Source organism: Paraglaciecola sp. 20A4 (assembly GCF_011378905.1).
GTDB lineage: Bacteria > Pseudomonadota > Gammaproteobacteria > Enterobacterales > Alteromonadaceae > Paraglaciecola.
The window spans coordinates 26,126-44,600 of the sequence record NZ_WTPY01000030.1; the positions used below are offsets into that span (position 1 = coordinate 26,126).

Annotated in this window: 18 protein-coding genes; 13 read left to right on the forward strand and 5 right to left on the reverse strand. The window is 43.8% G+C overall.

What is annotated here, in order from left to right:
• The first annotated feature begins 24 nt into the window (after positions 1-24).
• From GQS54_RS19415 to GQS54_RS19435, 5 genes are all read left to right on the forward strand, one after another.
• Positions 25-1,149 (forward strand): HmuY family protein, encoded by a 1,125-nt coding sequence (locus tag GQS54_RS19415; protein WP_166425580.1) that lies wholly within the window; start codon positions 25-27, stop codon positions 1,147-1,149.
• A gap of 159 nt (positions 1,150-1,308) precedes the next feature.
• Entirely contained in the window at positions 1,309-2,241 is a 933-nt protein-coding gene (locus GQS54_RS19420) for an ABC transporter substrate-binding protein (RefSeq protein ID WP_166425581.1), read from the forward strand.
• Positions 2,242-2,306: 65 nt separating this feature from the next.
• A complete protein-coding gene (locus tag GQS54_RS19425; RefSeq protein ID WP_240920017.1) occupies positions 2,307-3,335 on the forward strand; it encodes an iron ABC transporter permease in 1,029 nt (342 codons plus the stop codon).
• Between the two features lie 5 nt (positions 3,336-3,340).
• On the forward strand, positions 3,341-4,174 hold the full coding sequence (locus tag GQS54_RS19430; RefSeq protein WP_166425582.1) for an ATP-binding cassette domain-containing protein: 834 nt from the start codon (positions 3,341-3,343) through the stop codon (positions 4,172-4,174).
• 30 nt (positions 4,175-4,204) lie between these two features.
• Positions 4,205-4,939, forward strand: coding sequence for a DUF2470 domain-containing protein (locus GQS54_RS19435; RefSeq protein WP_166425583.1), 735 nt, complete (start codon positions 4,205-4,207; stop codon positions 4,937-4,939).
• Between the two features lie 161 nt (positions 4,940-5,100).
• On the opposite strand, the gene GQS54_RS19440 is transcribed toward GQS54_RS19435, so the two are convergent.
• Positions 5,101-5,667 (reverse strand): lysozyme, encoded by a 567-nt coding sequence (locus GQS54_RS19440; RefSeq protein WP_166425584.1) that lies wholly within the window; start codon positions 5,665-5,667, stop codon positions 5,101-5,103.
• A gap of 598 nt (positions 5,668-6,265) precedes the next feature.
• On the opposite strand from GQS54_RS19440, the gene GQS54_RS19445 reads away from it, so the two are divergent.
• The 4 genes from GQS54_RS19445 to GQS54_RS19460 all read left to right on the forward strand — a co-directional run bounded on the left by GQS54_RS19445 (position 6,266) and on the right by GQS54_RS19460 (position 10,153).
• Positions 6,266-6,796: a hypothetical protein gene (locus GQS54_RS19445; protein ID WP_166425585.1), complete on the forward strand. Its 531-nt coding sequence runs from the start codon at positions 6,266-6,268 to the stop codon at positions 6,794-6,796.
• Positions 6,797-6,799: 3 nt separating this feature from the next.
• Entirely contained in the window at positions 6,800-8,233 is a 1,434-nt protein-coding gene (locus GQS54_RS19450; RefSeq protein ID WP_166425586.1) for a PepSY-associated TM helix domain-containing protein, read from the forward strand.
• 543 nt (positions 8,234-8,776) lie between these two features.
• Complete coding sequence (locus GQS54_RS19455) at positions 8,777-9,202, forward strand: two pore domain potassium channel family protein (protein WP_205967845.1); 426 nt, start codon at positions 8,777-8,779, stop codon at positions 9,200-9,202.
• Between the two features lie 66 nt (positions 9,203-9,268).
• Positions 9,269-10,153: a hypothetical protein gene (locus tag GQS54_RS19460; RefSeq protein ID WP_166425587.1), complete on the forward strand. Its 885-nt coding sequence runs from the start codon at positions 9,269-9,271 to the stop codon at positions 10,151-10,153.
• 44 nt (positions 10,154-10,197) lie between these two features.
• On the opposite strand, the gene GQS54_RS19465 is transcribed toward GQS54_RS19460, so the two are convergent.
• Positions 10,198-11,508, reverse strand: coding sequence for an aminotransferase class V-fold PLP-dependent enzyme (locus GQS54_RS19465; protein ID WP_166425588.1), 1,311 nt, complete (start codon positions 11,506-11,508; stop codon positions 10,198-10,200).
• Between the two features lie 480 nt (positions 11,509-11,988).
• Here GQS54_RS19465 and GQS54_RS19470 point away from each other — a divergent pair, with 480 nt between their 5' ends.
• Positions 11,989-12,951, forward strand: coding sequence for a hypothetical protein (locus tag GQS54_RS19470; RefSeq protein ID WP_240920018.1), 963 nt, complete (start codon positions 11,989-11,991; stop codon positions 12,949-12,951).
• Here the strand turns inward: GQS54_RS19470 and GQS54_RS23320 are convergent.
• Positions 12,921-13,340, reverse strand: coding sequence for a hypothetical protein (locus tag GQS54_RS23320; RefSeq protein ID WP_240920019.1), 420 nt, complete (start codon positions 13,338-13,340; stop codon positions 12,921-12,923). The two genes, GQS54_RS19470 and GQS54_RS23320, sit on opposite strands and share 31 nt — an antisense overlap.
• Before the next feature lie 314 nt (positions 13,341-13,654).
• Here GQS54_RS23320 and GQS54_RS19480 point away from each other — a divergent pair, with 314 nt between their 5' ends.
• Genes GQS54_RS19480 through GQS54_RS19490 form a run of 3 tightly spaced genes read left to right on the forward strand, consistent with a single transcriptional unit; the run spans position 13,655 to position 16,427 of the window.
• The gene (locus tag GQS54_RS19480) at positions 13,655-13,957 is read left to right on the forward strand and encodes a DUF1330 domain-containing protein (RefSeq protein ID WP_166425589.1); all 303 of its coding nucleotides are present in this window, start codon (positions 13,655-13,657) and stop codon (positions 13,955-13,957) included.
• A gap of 3 nt (positions 13,958-13,960) precedes the next feature.
• Positions 13,961-15,016 carry a nitrilase-related carbon-nitrogen hydrolase gene (locus GQS54_RS19485; RefSeq protein WP_166425590.1) on the forward strand — a complete coding sequence of 352 codons (1,056 nt, stop codon included), beginning with the start codon at positions 13,961-13,963 and terminating at the stop codon, positions 15,014-15,016.
• Positions 15,009-16,427 (forward strand): aldehyde dehydrogenase family protein, encoded by a 1,419-nt coding sequence (locus GQS54_RS19490; protein WP_166425591.1) that lies wholly within the window; start codon positions 15,009-15,011, stop codon positions 16,425-16,427. The genes GQS54_RS19485 and GQS54_RS19490 overlap by 8 nt, the downstream gene beginning before the upstream one ends.
• A gap of 406 nt (positions 16,428-16,833) precedes the next feature.
• Here the strand turns inward: GQS54_RS19490 and GQS54_RS19495 are convergent, their stop codons facing one another.
• On the reverse strand, positions 16,834-18,099 hold the full coding sequence (locus GQS54_RS19495) for an MFS transporter (RefSeq protein WP_166425592.1): 1,266 nt from the start codon (positions 18,097-18,099) through the stop codon (positions 16,834-16,836).
• A 70-nt stretch (positions 18,100-18,169) separates the two neighbouring features.
• Complete coding sequence (locus GQS54_RS19500) at positions 18,170-18,475, reverse strand: YciI family protein (RefSeq protein ID WP_166425593.1); 306 nt, start codon at positions 18,473-18,475, stop codon at positions 18,170-18,172.

Below are 18,475 nucleotides of genomic sequence, written 5' to 3' on the forward strand. Positions count from 1 at the left end.
CACAACTAAAAAGGATTACTTTGTATGAAAATCAGTTATTTAGCAAGCTTGAGTACAGTTTTGTTACTCACCGCATGTGGCGGTTCAAGTTCCACTGACTCAAGCGCTACGCCATCACCTACTGAATCTACCACCCCAGTGGTTGAACAGGGCACAGTAGTGGGGCCTTTTAGTACTGGCACTACGGCAGAGCCAACTAGCGTTTACTTTGATTTAGATGCGGGTGAGGTGCTGGTATTAACTGACGAAGAAGCGGCGGAAAACAGTGCATGGGACATCGCATTTCAGCGCACGAAAGTGTACTTAAATACCCATGTCGACAATGCCGTTGGGGCGTTTTTTACCGATGTCAACAGTGAGTTTTACGATGAAACGGGCGCAGCAGTCGTAGATAGCTTTTTGAATGCAGACGCTGATTCAGAGCTTGATGATTACCTTGGAATCAGTGCCGCTGATATTCCGGAGGAAGATAGCTTCATAGGAGACAGCGAAGAAAGTGTAATTGGCGCGAAATTCTATGATTACGACATCACCACTCATGTGGTCAGTGCCAATGATGACCGTTACTTTATTGTTGATTCTGACAGCATGTATAGCAAGTTTCGCGTAATAGATTTAACCAGTGACGGGCGCACAATGTCGTCCATTACGTTTGGGGTAGCAATACAAAATACCTTAGCGGGGGATACTGAATTTGGTGCTGAATCTGCGCTAACGATCAATACGGCCAACTGCACTGATGACATATATATCGACTTCGATTTAGGGGCAGCCCTTTCCGCTTCTGACGCATGGGATATCACATTGCCTTGCACCACAGTCGATGACATAACTGGGGCTGAATTTGATATTCATATTGCTGTTGATGCGCAAGCCTTAGTAGATGAAGACAACACTTACGCTACGATAGACAGCGAAGCCGCTCAGTATTACGGCTTTACCTCGGATGTGACCCAAGAGCTCGCTTTTGATAAGAACTCTTGGTACCAATACAACTTAAATGGTGGGCACTTATTGTGGTCGCAATACGGGGTGTATTTAATTAAAACCAGCGACGCTACGTTCAAAATGCAGATCACCAGCTATTACGATGAAGCAGGAACCTCAGGTAATTACAGCTTCCGTTTCGATGAATTAATCAGCGAGTAAATTATTAGTCTTGCATACAGGTACTTGCGCCGAAGTGTGGGATAGGTGCCCAGGTGAAGGTTTATTTTTAACAAATGCGGTTTGCGGCTCTTTTGGCGTAAACCGCACTTCAGCCGAGCACAAATTTGGCAAATCGTTTATACGTTAATTGGATACACCATGTACAAATTCGTTAGTTTAGTTTTTTTTCTTGCGTTGATAAGTTTGCAACCATCAGCATATGCAGACACCTCGCTTGAATCGAATGCCCAGCAAAGCCCCGAGAAAATGCGCATTATCGCCTCTGGCGGTAGTATTACCGAAATCATTTACGCGTTGGGTAAACAGCAGTTTATCGTCGCAACAGACAGCACCAGTATGTTTCCTGCTGCCGCTGCTTCATTGCCTAAACTGGGGTATTTTCGTCAGCTCAGTACAGAGGGCATTTTAGGGTTCCAGCCCACCCATTTATTGGGTGCACAAGCCACTGGGCCTGAAAGTTTACCCGAGCAATTACGCGCCGCCGGTATTAATGTACATATATTTAATGAGCGACGAGATGTAGCTGGCTTGCATCAGCTCATCAATGAGATAGGGCAGTTATTAAACGCTTCTGAAAAAGCGCTAGCATTGAATCAACAGATCACCCAGCAAGTTGCACAGCTAAAAGCCAAGGCGAGTAAACGCCGTTTGGCGAATGATACAAGGGCCCTTGCAGGCGGACATGACAAAATCACCGCGCTGTTTGTGATGTCTGACAGTGATCGTGGATTAACGGTAGCCGGGGGCAACACGGTGCCCCAAGCGCTATTTGATGACACAGGGGTGATTAATGCAGCGCAACGCTTGCCCGATTATAAAGTGATGGATAACGAATCGATTTTAGCCGCCAACCCAGACATCATTTTTGTCGCAAGTCACCGGGTACGGGAGCCTAGTGCATTACAGCGTTTATGCCAACACCCTGCACTTAAAGCGACAAATGCAGGGCGAAACTGTGCCATCAGTGCAATGGAAAGTAGCAGCGCATTAGGATTGTCTCCTCGTTACCCACAAGCCTTGCAAACGGTGATTGAGCGCACTGCTGTGTTTTACGTCGATCAAAAGCAATGAATGCCAGCGTAAAATCCCCCGCATTGACCTTACAATTTGCTCTTCACGCAAGGCGTAAAAAGCATATGCGTAGCTTTACGATTGCGCTCGTCTTGGGGCTGGTTTTACTGCTGCTGGGTTTGCAGTCGGGCAGTTTTGAGCAATCAAGTCAGGTTTTATTTGACGTGCTAATTAACAAGTTTAACCAACAAGCGCTGTCACAAGACCAGTACTTACAGTGGTACGTGTTTTCTGAACTGCGTGCACCGCGAATGTTTATGGCCATGTTTGTGGGGGCGTTGCTGGCAATGTCAGGCTGTGCGATGCAGGGCTTGGTACGAAACCCGTTGGCTGACCCAGGCTTAATAGGTATTTCAGGAGGAGCGGCTGCAGCTGCCGCCACAGCACTCGCGCTGATTAACCATTACCCACAGCTTGAAATAGGCGGACAATACTTAATCGCCCTGAGTGCATTTATTGGTGCATTAATAGCAGTATGGATTGTATTGATCGTCGCCCGTACTCGAGCAGGTATGGCTATTTCGTCGCTGATTTTAGCAGGCGTTGCGGTTAATGCATTGGCGGGTACACATATTGGTGCAATTAGTTATATGGCCAATGATGACGCGCTACGGCAAATAACCTATTGGACAATGGGCAGTTTAGGTGGAGTCACTTGGTCCAAGGTCATGTTTGTAGGAGCATTGAGTGTGCCTATTGTCGCGCTTTATATGCATTTACGCCAACCACTGAACTTGTTTGCTCTTGGCGAAAACGAAGCTCAGTGTATGGGTCTTGAAGTCAATAAATACAAACGTTTGGTGCTTTGGCTGGTGGCGTTTTCGGTTGCTCTGGCTACGGCACTGTGCGGTATTATCGGCTTTGTTGGTTTGGTTGTACCGCATATTGCTCGCACCTTGTTCAGCGCCGACCATAAATATTTGATGCCTGCTTGTGGTGTGCTGGGTGCCATATTAATGCTGGGTGCTGATACCGCTTCAAGGGCGTTGTTTCCCCCCCTTGAAATCCCAATCGGTATTGTGACCTCGGCAGTGGGGGCGCCATTCTTTTTATACCTTTTAGCGAAACAGAAAAAGGGAGGGGCAATTGCTTAATACTCATGCTTAATCTACTAAACATCACGTTAAAGCACGGTGACCTTACCTTGCTTGAAGGACTGAATATTCAGCTCCAACCGGGCTGCTTTACCACAGTCATTGGCGAAAATGGCTGCGGAAAATCAACGTTACTGCGCTGTATTGCTGGTCTTCATGGTCAATTTAGTGGCTCGGTTACGTTCAACAAACGCACGTTGGGCGACTGGCAAACTAAGTCTTTGGCAAAGGTGCGGGCATTTGTTAATCAGCATAATCAAGTGCAGTTTGCTTTTTTGACTGAAGAGGTCTTGCAATTAGGGCGTATGAATCAGACCGAAACACTCGCTCAGCGCACTGCCTTGATTTGCCAAGTGGCTGAACAGCTTAGCATCGGGCATTTATTCGGCCGGGATGTTAGAACGCTATCGGGCGGTGAACGCCAACGCGTATTTATTGCCAAAGCATTAGTACAGCTATTACCCAATGCTAATGCTGAAACCCATGGCAGCAATGCCATTGATGCCAGCAGTCACGGGGACGCCAACGGCGAAAAACCATTTGATGGTAAGTTGCTGTTGCTTGATGAGCCGACCTCAGCGCTGGATTTTCGCTTTCAAAAAGCTCTGATGGACGTGGTCAAAAGCCTGTGCCAACAGGGTTTAAGCGTTATGTGCGTCAGTCACGATATAAACTTGGTTTTACCTTATGCCAGCGAAGTTATCTTGCTAGCCAATGGCCGCTGCTTAGCCCAAGGAAGCGCTGCGGATGTGATCACCGCACAAAACTTACAACAGTGTTTTGGGGTCATACCCAAACTTATCCCACAGCCAGATGGTGTGCCGTATATCACCCACTGATTGTTTCCCGTTTAGTAAAAAGGAGTAAAAATGAAATTAGACAAATACATCTTCGACGCCAAAACCCTCGTTCGCCAGCAACACAGCGGAGTACTAAGTACCCATTCACAATCTGTGCAAGGCTATCCATTTGGCTCCGTTGTACCGTACTTTATGACGACAGAAGGCCATTTGATTATTTATATTAGTCAAATTGCGCAACATACTCGAAATATTAAGGGCAACGCTAAAGTGTCGATGACCATCTTCGATAGTGTGCAAGATGACTCTCAAGCGGCTGGTCGCGTAACGTTATTAGGTGACGCTGAGGTAATCGACAGCGAAGATGTGATGTCTCAGTATCTACGTTTATTTCCGCAAGCTATAAGCTATCAACAAACCCATGATTTTATGTTTTATCAAATAAAAGCTGAGCGTGTTCGTTATATAGGTGGCTTTGGTAAAATATTTTGGATAAATAAAACAGATTGGTTTTCGGATGCTAAGCAATGGCATCATGCAAGTAACGAAATTGTGCAGCATATGAATGATGACCACCAAGACGCTATGGCGCTTATCGTTGCACATCAATATGGATTACAAGCAAAGACGGTTGTTATGTTGTCGGCATTTTTTGAAGGCGTACATATTCAAGCAGACGACAAGATTGTGTATTTACCTTTTAGCCAGTCTTGCACGACAGCTAAACAGGTTAGAGAGCAACTTGTCGAAGCTACTCACGCCGCCAGAGCAGCATTGATACTAACAGTGGCTGAGGCAGGTTAGTAGATATTGTTATTGAGTTGAATTATGGTGCGCTTGAGGACGGTGAATTTGTTATTTTGTTGACGTTAACCCTGTTTTATCCACAAATAGCCGCCCGTTACCCGCTTTCTACTGGCCATGGGTAATGGGCGTAAATGTAATTATTGTACTCTTAAACCTCACTATCGATTAAACAGTTTTTGCTCCTTGGCCCTGCGGGCAACTAAATGACTGTTTACTTTGCCTGCGGCTTTTCGCCACACACTGAATTGTTGGCTCGCGCCCTCGTAGTCGCCTTTATTGAGTAAACGTAATAAAGTCGACTTGTATAGATTGCCCATGCCTATGTTGTAACCCAAGCAAACCAGCGCGCTAAATTGATTATTATTGACCGGTACTTTAACCAATTTACTCATTTGATCTTCAATTTTGAGCAAATCAGTTTTAAGCAATGTTTCAGCCTGCTGCGCATTTATCTTCATGCCTTTAACGACATCAGCCTTATGACCATAGCCAATTAACCAGTGTCCTCCAGGACCTTGATAAGCTTTTAGTCTAACGCCTTCCGAGTGTTTAATAATATTGATACAAGCTTGGTTCGTTACACCTTTTGTAAGGGGAACAGCTGGAATGTTAAGTTTCTTTGGCGATACGCCCGTCGTCGGCGAAGTGTTTTTCTGGCTTGCGCACCCGCTGACGAATATGCAAAACGTGGAAATTAACACGATAAACAGTCTATTAATGTTCATAAGGATCCTTCTATAGGCCAGCACTGAATTTATAATCCCAATATTCGTTACCAGCTAACGTTTAAATTATTTTTCCTCTTAATTAAAACGTGAAGTGAGTAATTTGCAAGTTTGTGATTGGGTTGGTGCTTTAGGAATAGCGTTTGACGAGCAGTAATGAAGTAATACAGCAACGGGATTATTGAATAATCATCGCTAAAAACGCAGCTCCCAGCTTTTAAGGCTGTTTATATCTTGTTTTCTCATATTATCCTCCAAATTGGTGCTCTGTGTATGACCTCAAAATCAAGCTTATTTGTCTAATAGCATTACAAGATTGATTTACAAAGGGGAGAGGTTATCGCGACGTTAGTTAAACAATTTAGCAATTATAAATACCTTTACAGTGATAATGGTAATCATTACTATTAACTTTTGTCGTGTGAGTAGATTTTTGTAGTGAACGTAAGCCTTGCAATAAGTTGGGTGTAGTCTTGGCCAATGGGTTGTTCAATTTTGGTCATGATGGCTATGAAGTTGCTCATATTTTCATTGAAAAGTTGCACGTTAAGGCAGCTTACTTCCATCGTTTAAACATAACAAAAACAAAGGAACAATAATGATACTGTTATTTGCCATAGCACTTGGCTTAATTGGCAGCTATTTGCTTTATCTGAGCTGGAAACAGCACAGAGCAATACTGGCAACCTTCGGCTGGGGCAGCTTGTTGGCAACGGTGCCTTTATTCGTTATGGCGTTAGGGGAGGAATTTGGTACGGTGTTTGCTCTAAGTTTACCGGCCGTTTATGTCTGGATGGGCATCATTCAGGAGAAGAAAACGCAGCTTCCCAGCAAGCATATTGAGAGGGTCATTGCGCAACCGCAATTCAACGCCAAAAAGTTAATGCGTAATAGTAGTTACGTATTGTATCACCTTGTTCTACTTATGATTGTAAGTAGCTTGTTAGCTATTGCTCTACTTGATTTACTGCCCTTAGAGAGACTAACTGAGTTGGCTACAGGGATTATCATCTTACCACTGATTTGGTCTGGACTGTCATTTTGGCACTTGGCCGCAACCAATAAGCGTAACCCTCTGTTGTTCAGTGCTTTGGTTTCTGTAGCCTCTAGCCTTTATTTATTTGTTTAACCTATGACGATTTCAAAACCAATGAACACCCCTTCAATTAGTAAACGTTCGCTCTCTGCCCATGCATGGTTAGGCTTATTTGTCAGTGCTTTTATGTACATCATTTGCTTGTCAGGCACCTTAGCTGTCTTTCATCAAGAGCTTGAGCGCTGGGAGCAACCGCAAGTCCCCGAAACCGCTTTGGTTGATATTCCTGCCATCGAAAAGGCTTATGACAGCTTTGTAGAAACCTATCCTGAAGAAACTGATCACATGTATATCGTGTTTCCAGGATCAGGCATTCCACGGGTGGTGGTTGAAAACGACCATGTTGCGCACTTTATGAATACTGATGGTACCCTTGGCGAGGTTGAGCAATCCAATTGGACCAAGATGCTGGTAGATTTGCACCTTTATCTACATCTCCCAAAAAGTTTCGGCATGATTTTAGTCAGTGCATTTGGCGCACTATTATGCGCGCTCATTCTTTCTGGTTTTATTGCTCATCCGCGTATTATCAAAGATGCTTTTAGATTTCGTCGGGGGGGCACTGGGCTGCAAGAAAACATCGATTTACATAATCGTTTTAGTGTATGGGCTGCACCTTTTCATCTAATGATTGGCGTCACGGGGGCTTATTTTGGTCTGGCGACCATCTTAATTGCCATTGTTTCTCAAGCATTTTACGCTGGCGACAATCAAGCTGTGATCGATGAAATATTTACCCCTGAGCCTAGCTTAGAGCAACCCTTACAAAGACCGCAGATAGGTAATGCGATTGAGTACATTCAGCAGAATGCCCCTGAAGGGGAACTGCTTTTTCTAACGGTTCACGAGCCCAATACCTCAGGACAATTTATTGAAGCGTACGTAAAAGAGCCTGGTAGATTGATTTACTCTGAAAATTATCGCTTTGATGTTCAAGGTAATTTCTTAGATACGAGTAATTATCGCGATGGTGATACCGCCAAGCAAGTGGTTTATTCAATGTATCGCCTGCACTTTGGTGAGTTTGCCGGTATTGCAAGCAAACTGCTTTATTTTGTACTTGGCATGATGCTGACAGTGGTATCGGCGACGGGTATCAATATTTGGTTATTAAAAAGAAAAACCACCGATGTATTGAATCAGTGGTGGCCAACGCTGGTGTGGGGTATTCCTGTCATGCTTACTCTGAGTGCACTGTTTAATTTATTCGTCGATATACGCATAGACCTTTCTATTTGGCTTGGCCTTGTTGTTGCTCTTGCTATAGCGACGCGGCAACAAAATATTCGACTGTGGGTTAATCGCCTTAAGCAAACATTAGCAATATTGTTAATACTTTTCATCGTGCTCTATACCGTGAAGTTTGGTTTAGCTGGTTTTAGTTTACCGGCACTACAAATCAATATTCCGTTAGCTTTTTTCGCGGCCTATTTGTTATTTAAAGGCCCTAAGCAAACAGAACAGGTTTAGCAGTCTTAGCGGATACGACTTTCATAAAACAAGGGGCATTGACTCTATGATGATTATTAGTCGTAATTTCACGCCCCTCTATCGCTATCTCATCGTTAGGCTGTTCATAAATTTTAGCGTGCTTAATCCCTTATGGGGATGGATAAACGTAACATGATATAAGCCTCAAGCCATTTGCTAACCAATTGAAATGTCTCAGACCTCTTTTGACTGCTGGGGCATCTCTATGTCTCTTTATTACGATTTAAATAAACGTAATAACACTGCGTTATTTGTTACATCAACCACCGATAAAGCGCGAGATTTGCCCATCGTTATGACAGCTCAAAGCCAAGTGAGCGATTGGCTCACGATAATGCAATTAAGGTTATGCTAGCAAGCATAAAAAACCAGTAATAATACAAAACTACAAGCAGGCGAATGATTGATGTTAATATTGATATATGAATACTGTTGCTAGTTCACTATCTTGCTTAGATACCTTTAACGTAAAGGTTGATTTCTAACGCAACGATCTAATGTGGATTAACTGGATACCCAAAAATGTTTTACGTGTTGATCATCAATACTTTACTTGTCGCGGCGACGGTAATGCTTCACTACGAGTTTCTCCATCGTATTATGCGCTATTTACCCACGATGAAAATTAAGCACAGTTACCGTATAGTGTTTGGGGTTTTCGGCGCAATAACGGCCCACATCTGTGAAATTTGGATTTTTGCATTTGGCTATTATGTTATGAATCGCGTAGATGGATGGGGAAGTATTACAGGAAACTATAATGGCGGACTGCTCGATAGCGCATATTTTTCCTTTACGGTATATACCACTGCGGGATTTGGCGACATTGAGCCTTTGGGGCCCCTGAGATTCTTAACTGGAATAGAATCATTAACGGGATTAGTACTTATCACCTGGACAGCTTCGTTTTTATACTTTGAAATGCAAAGGCATTGGAAGATTGTCTAGCACCCCAGCGGCCCTTTAATTGGTATTCCAATTAAATCGAGATGTTTAATCTTTAGAGCTAACGCAATGCATATATTCAAAATTAGCATAGGTTTTTTAGGGATAGTATTCGTGGCGTCATGGGCGACGCCACAAATTAGCCAAAACCAAAACAATCGCTGGTTGCTAATTGACGATTTTGAACAAACAGATAGTCTTGATCATTGGACAAAAGCCGATACGAAGAACGATACTTCTCCGCATATTACCAACCCACAGATCACTGAACGTCGTACTGGGCTGAATACTCAACTTAAACTTTCCGTTAATGCTCCAATGACTGACAAAGTCGCAAATAACTACATGCTTAAAAAGCCAGCTGGCGAAGGCATTGTCGGTAACCGTAAGGCACTTACATTTAAAGCATTACCGGAGTCGGTGGATGTTGGTGACACATATACGTTTTATACCCGAATAAATGTTGAATACTTCCCCAATAACCATGCTTTTGGGTTAAGTAATTTAGGACCTGAAGATATTAAAAGGCATGATTACAACGCCTTTGAAGCGACACTTCGGATAACAGATAAAGCAGAATCAAATGGTCATAAAAACAATGGCGCGTTAATGGTAAAAGTGGCTGATGGTTACGACAACGTAAAGAATTTTTCCGCTAAATCAGATGCTAAACCCCTGGTTGCTGGCGTGTGGTACGAAATTTGGTATGTGGTGAACAATGCCGAGGTGCAATACGGTGGGCAAACCTACGATGTGTATTTAAAAGGAGGGGACGAATTTCCTGAGCAGACGTTGGTTTACCGTGGGGCTGCGTTTCGCATGCAACGGGCGCTACCTTTAACCTACTTTTTGATGAACTGTAATACTGGCCCTATAGCTCAGCCCTACGGAAATGGTGGGTTACGGTACGATGATTTGTATATGGTAAAAGGTGTGAGTCTAGTCACACCTTGATAGATTTTTATTTGTTTATGTACCTAGCCGATGCGTTTTCTTATTTAAGCTAAAGCTTGGATCTCGCCAAGTGCCTGTTCAATCTCTTGCTCGTTATTTAGCAACGAAGGGGCGAATCGAGCATAGCTAATACGGTAAGGTGTACTGCTCATTATTATCCCTTTGTGATGCATTTTTTTCACAACATCCCCAGGCGATACTCCCTTTACATCAAAGCAAACTAAACCCGATGACAGTTCGTTACTGGTTGGTGTATATAAGGTTACATGTGGCATCTTGGCTAACCCTATTTTTGTTTGTTGGTTCAATTGATGGATGCGCTTTTGCACATTGGCTTTGCCTAACTGTTGATGCAGTTTAAATGCTTCAGGTAATGCCCAGCGATGTTCAAAAGAATGAAATCCACCTGGAGACATGTGTTCCCCAACGGGTACCTGATTTTGCGTCATGCCGCCCAACCAAACGTCGTATGAAGCACTAAAACTCGGAATAACAGGTTCGCTTTGGGCCCACGCTTTGTCGTTTCCCCAAATTAGTCCTGTGCCCCTTGGACCAAATATCCACTTATGGGTACCTGCTATAAAAAAATCACAGCCCAATTCACTAATATTTTGATTTTCTATACCAAAACCATGAACACCATCAACACAAAATAATATTTGCTGATCGGCTTTTCGTTGTTTGTTCAAAGCATTGATCGTGTCGGCCATGGCTCTTATTGGTAATTTAACACCAGTGGATGAATGCACCCAGGTTGCCGCAAATACTCGAGTATTGCGGGTTATGGCAGCTTTCATACGCTGCACGATATCGTCAGTATTGACGCGCGCAGGATCAGTATATAACGCGATACGGTTTATTTTAGCGCCAGTGCGCTGAGCGCGGTATGCCAAGGACATATCAGTAGAATAATGATCATGCACAGTCTGTAATATTTCATCATTAGGTTGCAATTGTAGTCCGCTATAAACCAAGCTTAATCCCATGGTTGTGCTATCGGTTAAGGCAATATTGCGCGCATTGCATCCCATATATTGACCGGCGGCAGCACAGATTTCATAATCAATTGTTTCGAAATGCTGATGCCAATAATCTGAGGGGTTTTCATCAAACGCTATACGATGTCTTTCGATGGCATCCGCTACCGGTTTTGGATGTGACGCCAGTAAAAATGTCGACAACTGGATATACTTACGCGTCAAAGGAAATAGATTACGTAATGCGCTCCAATCGCCAGGTTGAATAGGAGATGAGGCAACTACCTCTGTCGTTTGAGCATTAAGCGCCGTGCTTGGTATCAACAAACTTGCACCAACGCTCAGGCCAAATCCATTTAAAAATTCACGTCTTAACATATCAATCACCTTATTGTTTGGTAACAAACAGGTGAGCGGCTAATTACTTAGTGGTTATATATTCAAAACTGCCGGATGACCAAAGTCGGTGCCGCTCGAGTGGGTTGCCATAGTGTAGTGTACAAATACCGAATCCGCCTTTTCGGTAGGTATCTGACACAGTCGTTCTTCAAGTAGCTAAGTGGTCAATCACCAGCTAATTAATCAATTACTGCTTTGTATACTAGGCAAACTTTGCTATTGGCTATCTGTGATTCACTTCACCTCATTTACGTTTCAGACTGCTTCAGTTTGCATCATTTAAGCTCTAGGAGGGTTTTTAACCGCTTTGTATATGTGTCAGTCTAAAGATTCATTGTTAATCAATTCAAATGTTAATCAATTCTAACGGGAGGCCATAACACTCGATTTCACACTTGATTTGCGGTCACGCGAGCTGTACAGCGAAACCACTCTAATTAAACATGTAAAGGAAAGATCATGGATACTAGAAACGTTACGTACAACCAGCGAGGGCCTGATGTTCACATCAAGCATGCTTCAGCCTACCTTTCTAAAAGAGCTTTGCATCGCTCTTTGCGCTGCTCTTTACACCGTTATTGGCTGATACTGTGCAGCTTACTTCTTCTATGCACGGGGGCGATTCAAGTTCAGGCAGCAGATTTAGTCAACGGCGGTTCAGTATCAGGCGCTATATCTGTTGCAGGCGAACAAGACAGCTGGACGTTTAGCGCCACCGCGGGTGAGCTAATTAACATTCAAGTAGTCGATTTAGCGGTCGGCGATTTGTTTCCTCACATAACTCTTTATGCACCTGATGGCACACGCGTTACTTCGGCTAGTCATTATACAGTGGCAAATATTTATAATGTTGAAGCGTCTGAAACAGGTACTTACTCTCTTGTCGTTGAAGACGGCACCTCACGGCAGGATAAGATAGGGGCTTATCCACTTCATTTTGCTAAGTCGATTGGCGCTAATGAAAACGGCACGCTGAATAATGGCGGCGCGTTGAGCAGTGACATCACCTTAGGGGATTTAGATACCTGGACGTTTGAGGCCACCGCAGGCGAGCTGTTAAACATTCAAATCGCTGATGTGGATCAAGATGGTTTGTTCCCGTTCATGACACTTTACGCGCCAGATGGAACGCGAGTAGGAGCCGCTAGCAGTTACACAGTGGCTAACCTGTACAATATCGCGGCCACGCAAACAGGGACGTATATCTTGCTAGTGCAAGACGGCACAAGTGGACGTGTTCAGGTAGGCAATTATGAAGTGCACTTTGCCAAGTCGATTGGCGCTGATGAAAACGGTACGCTTAATAATGGCGGCGCGGTGAGCAGTGACATCACCTTAGGGGATTTGGATACTTGGACGTTCGAGGCCACCGAAGGTGAAAGACTGAATATTCAAATCGCGGATTTGGTCGATGCACTATAAGGTACTACTTCAGGTGAATTTATTGAATCGTCGATGGTATATTCAGTGTCTAAGGCGTTTTCAGATTTATGCTTATGTGACGTTGAAGAAGCCTGCCGTGGATCCGTTTCTTGTGTGTTGAGCGCGTTTGATTTTTCTAATTCGGCGGAATCGAGATAAAGTGCCCAAGCTTCAACGTTTAAGGCTTTTGCCACCCGTTCTATACTTAATGGGTCAACTGCATCGCCACGGAATACGCGGTTTACTAATGACCGCGGGGCTTTATTTAAACCTTCAATGATTTGAATTTTATCGACAACTTCAGCTTGAGATTTAAACCCAGCGGCGAGTTGTGCAGAGCGTAATTTTGGGCGCGAAGCACGAATTCCCCTAGCGCGCACTTTATTCATCGATGTGTCCGTGTGTTGTCCTTTATTCACAGTGGTCGTCCGGTTTTTAATAACGATGGTTGAGAAAATCCCAGTCTTGATATTATTAAACTAAATTAGCTTAAAAGTTAATCAGTTTCTGGTTGTTATTTGCTCGTTATTTTTATGCTTATCTCTATAAATGCATGGTTAGGCACTGACAGCAAAAATTACATGCGTTTAACCAGGGCTTTACTATTGCTAAATATCAAACAATGAACGAACTAAAACTTCTTTCACTTCAATATGTTGTGCCTTTTGCTAAAGTAGACAAAATTTAATAAAAGAGTTGGCTCATGAGTGCGTATTTGATTATCCAAGCAACGGTTCGTAACTGGGAGAAATTCACCTTATATACCCAAACTGTTCCGCCTTTAATTAAAAAGTTTGGTGGCGAATATATTGCGATGGGCGCCCCAGAATTGATTGAAGGTCACAGCGCACCAAAAAGTGTGGTGATATCCAAGTGGCCAAATTGTGCAGCTGCCCATGCATTTTGGGACTCGGCAGAATACGCCGAGGCTAAGAAATACCGAGAGGGCACAGGTGAATTTAACATCATGCTTATCGATGGTTTATCTCAAACACCTTTGGAGTAGAATATGTCTATTGCTTATACCGCTGTTGCTTTGCAGACCCGCTGCTTTGCCGTTAACAAATTGAACGTGGCCGATGCCCGTCAGAAAATATTCGATAATATTCGTCGAGTTGGTGGGCACGTACAAGGCACTAAAGGTTTTGTTGGGCCCAGTGTGAAAATGGTGGTGTTGCCCGAGTATTTTTTAACCAGTTTCCCTATGGGTGAGTCGTTGGGGCAATGGAAAGAGAAAGGCGCCATTGCTCAAGATGGTAAAGAATATGAGATGCTCAGCGAAATAGCCCAGAAAAATCAAGTGTATTTATCTGGTAACGTGTATGAACTCGACCCGCACTTTAGTGATCTTTATTTTCAAACCTCATTTATATTAGGTCCAAACGGTGACTGTATTTTGCGCTATCGTCGCTTAGTATCTATGTTTGCGCCTACGCCCCATGATGTGTTGGACAAATACTTGGATGTTTACGGCCAAGAGTCTTTATTTCCGGTAGCAAAAACCGAGTTAGGTAATTTGGCTTGTGTTGCGTCTGAAGAGATCTTGTATCCAGAAATAAGCCGCTGCTTAGTGATGAATGGCGCGGAAGTGTTATTGCACAGTAGTTCTGAAGTTGGCTCGGTTGAGTTGACACCAAAAGATATCGCTAAGCGGGCCCGCGCCATCGAAAATTTAGCTTATGTAGTTTCGGCAAATTCAGCGGGGATTGCAGATATTGATTTTCCTGCAGAGTCGACCGATGGCATGTCCAAGCTTGTGGACTTTAAGGGCCGAGTGATGGCTGAGGCTGGCATGGGCGAAAGCATGGTGGCTAATGCAGAGCTGGATATAACCGCATTACGCCGATATCGTAACAAGCCTGGCATGGGAAATATTCTATCGCGGCAACGTAATGAGCTTTTTAGTGGCCACTACAGTCAAGCTGTTTACCCTGCTAACACTATGTTGAATGAAGACAAGCAAGTTAATGTGCCAGACCGCAGCCACTTTATGCAAACGCAAATGCAGAGTATTCAAAATTTGCAAAAAAACGGCGTGATTTTACCGGAGCAACCCCATGAGTAATGTTATGCAAACAGTGCCAATTTCTAATCCGCGAACGGGGTTAGCAGACTTTGACTTACCTTTATTTAGTGTTCACGAGGTGGATGAGGTAGCAAAAAATTTAAAACAGCAGCAAAGTCAGTGGTGGAGCATAGGTCTTGCGGGACGCATAGAGGTTCTGCAAAATTTAGCAAGCTTTATGGCTGAGCATAAAACGCAATTAGTTGTTGCGTTGATCAATGACACAGGCCGAGCGAATGAGTCTGAGTTAGAAGTCGATGTCACTATTAATGCTATTCATCGCTGGTGTAAGCAAGCTCCAGAGTTATTGGCCAAGGGAGAACCGTGGACAGCAGAAATTCCTTTTATCGAGTTACAGCAAGATTATTTGCCTTATCGGTTAGTGGGCGTTATCAGCCCGTGGAATTTCCCGTTGTTATTATCACTCGTTGATGCCATACCAGCACTGATAGCAGGCAGTGCAGTGCTGATTAAACCCAGCGAAGTCACGTCGCGCTTTGTGGCGCCGTTTAATGAGGTGCTCAAGCGCATTCCGATGTTGAACAATATACTCGCATTAGTGACCGGTGAAGCGGAAACAGGTCGAGCGGTGATTAACGCGGTTGATTCATTGTGTTTCACTGGCAGCGTCGCAACGGGTCGTCAGGTAGGCAAAGTTTGTGCTGAACGCTTTATCCCCGCATTTTTAGAATTAGGGGGTAAAGACCCAGCAGTAGTCTGTAAAGACGCTGACCCTGAACTGGCTGCCAGAGCGCTGTGCTGGGGTAGTATGGTTAATGCTGGGCAGTCCTGTATGTCGCTCGAACGAGTATATGTACACAAAGATATTGCAGACGTTTTTCTTACTAAGTTAGTGGAAAACGTGAAGGCGCTCCAACATAACTACCCAGATATTCAACAAGGACAAATTGGGCCTATTATTTCTGCCAAGCAAGTAAAAATAGTCGAAACTCAACTGCAAGATGCGAAGGATAAAGGTGCGACTATTTTGTGTGGAGGCGAGGTGCTCACTTTAGGCGGCGGGCACTATTGCGCGCCTACGGTGTTAACCGACGTAACTCCGAAAATGCTAGTTGTCAGCCAGGAGACCTTCGCAGCGATTCTACCTGTTACTGTGGTTGACAGCGATGAGCAGGGTATTGCTTTAGCCAATGATTCTGAATTTGGTTTATCGGCGGCGGTATTTAGTCAGAATGTTGATTATGCCAAAAAGCTTGCCAGTCAATTAGAAGCTGGGGCTGTGAGCATTAACGATGCCTCGCTAACCGCGCTTATTCATGAAGCGGAGAAGCAGTCATTTAAATATTCTGGATTGGGTGGCTCTCGTATGGGGGCGGAGTCAATCCGTCGTTTCACCCGTAAAAAGGCCTATATTCGTAACACTGGCGTAGCATCACCTTGGTGGTTTTAGCGCAATCTATTTGAATCTATGGTTTTAAGGTGTCATTCATTACAAAAAGCGAGCTTACTTCACAGTGTGAAGTAAGCTTTTTTTATGCTTATTTTTTGTTGCAGCCCATTTTCATTTTTGCATCGTTACCCAGTAACGCTGCTATAAGAAACTCAGTGATGTGTTACCTGTGTAAGAAGTTATTAGTGACAGATAGATAGTGTTTACGTAATTAATTATTCAACTCTTGCGTACAAATAAAGCAGATAATCTAATATGCTTGGGCTGTGCAGGGCCTTTTTGCAAAGCCTTAGTACGTTTGCTGATGGAATTAATAAGAAGCACTAAGGCTAAATTTGTTGCCAGTTTTGGGGGGGATGTCCCCAGCGCTTAAAACAGCGCTGGGATCGTTTAAAGAGTAAGAGTATTAAGCGTGTTTTTTAATTTGACTGATAAGTACCACAGACAAAGCCACGAGTACGCAGAAGATCATAAAGGCATTGTTATAGCTGCCGTAAGCATCGTATATGGCGCCCGTCGCCCAGATACCTAAACCGCCACCAAACGCATCTAATACCGTAATAGTGCCGAGTAATTTACCGGAAGCCCGCAAACCAAAGTTATTTACCGCATTCAATTGTAATAGGGTATAAAAGCCACCCCACATAAAGCCAATCAATGCGATTGCGATAAGGACATTGTCTTTGTCAGCTACTAACATCGCCCCCAAGCCCACTAACATCAACAGTAAATTCGTGTATAACACACGTTTGCCGGTAATTCTGTCCGCAACTAAACCAAATAAAAATTTACCAATTAAAGCCGGTATAAACAGCACGCTTAAGCCTGCTGCAGCTGCTTGCGAGGTAAAACCTAAATCCGTTAAATGCAGTATCAAATTGGCTTGAAAACCCATGATGGTATAAAAGGTAAACATAGCAATAAAAGCGATTGACCAAAATGAGCGTGTTTTAATTGCTTCTTTGTATGTCAAACCGTGTTGTGATAAGTCGGCACTGGGTTCATTTGCGCTACCATCGAAGCCAAACGGCTTAAGGCCCATGTCTGTCGGACGATTACGCAATAAAAATAACGCCAAAAGAAACAAGCATGATGGGATCATTGCTGCTAGCTGCATCGCTTCACGCCATGTCATTCCGTCAGCTAACCACGAGCTAAACAACGGAGCCAATACCGCCCCACCTAACGAGGTTCCTACAACCGCAATACCGATGGCTGTGCCGCGAAGTTTAACGAACCAGTTTGATACCAAAATAACCGCTACATTTATGCCACACGCCAGCAGTACGATAGAAAAAGCAGCATGTATCATATATAAATCGGTGATATCACGAATGTTCCCATAAGCGTAAAAGCATAAACTGAGCACAACCGTACCGACCATAACCAGAAATTTAACGCCGATTTTATCGATCAATATACCCACCAACGGGGCAAGCATTCCGGTTAATGCGAGTGTAATTAGCCCACGCAGTTTTAAATCGCCACGAGACCAATCACTGAATTCCGCAAGAATGGCACTATCGAATGCGGTGATGCCGGTGATGATCATGCCATTTGAAATCAATAGACACATCATGGCGATAAAAACAGTAATCCAATGCATAGGATGTCCCATTCGTTTGCCCTCTTTAACTACGGGGCTTTCACTTGTTTCTGACACTGATTGCATGGGTACTCCTCGTTTTCTTGTTGTTATGTGGAAATGTTATGGAAACTCATTAGAATTTTGGATTAGCAAACTAGGTTGGCCAATTTTTACCGCCTACCCAACTACCGGCATAAGCATTAAATTCCTGTACATCTATCGACGCCCATATACCTGCATGATAATAAGGGTCGCTAAATAAAATATCTTTTGCTTGATCAGTGCTGTCCGCTTCAATTATGTATAAAGAGCCCATAATTTCACCGCTAATCTTTAATGGTCCTGCCACGCGAATATGAACCATTTTTTCTTCAACCCAAGCGAGATGCGCGGGTAAATACTGCATGCGTTTCACTTGCATGGACGGGTCTTTATCGAGACAGTTAAAGTGCACTAACAT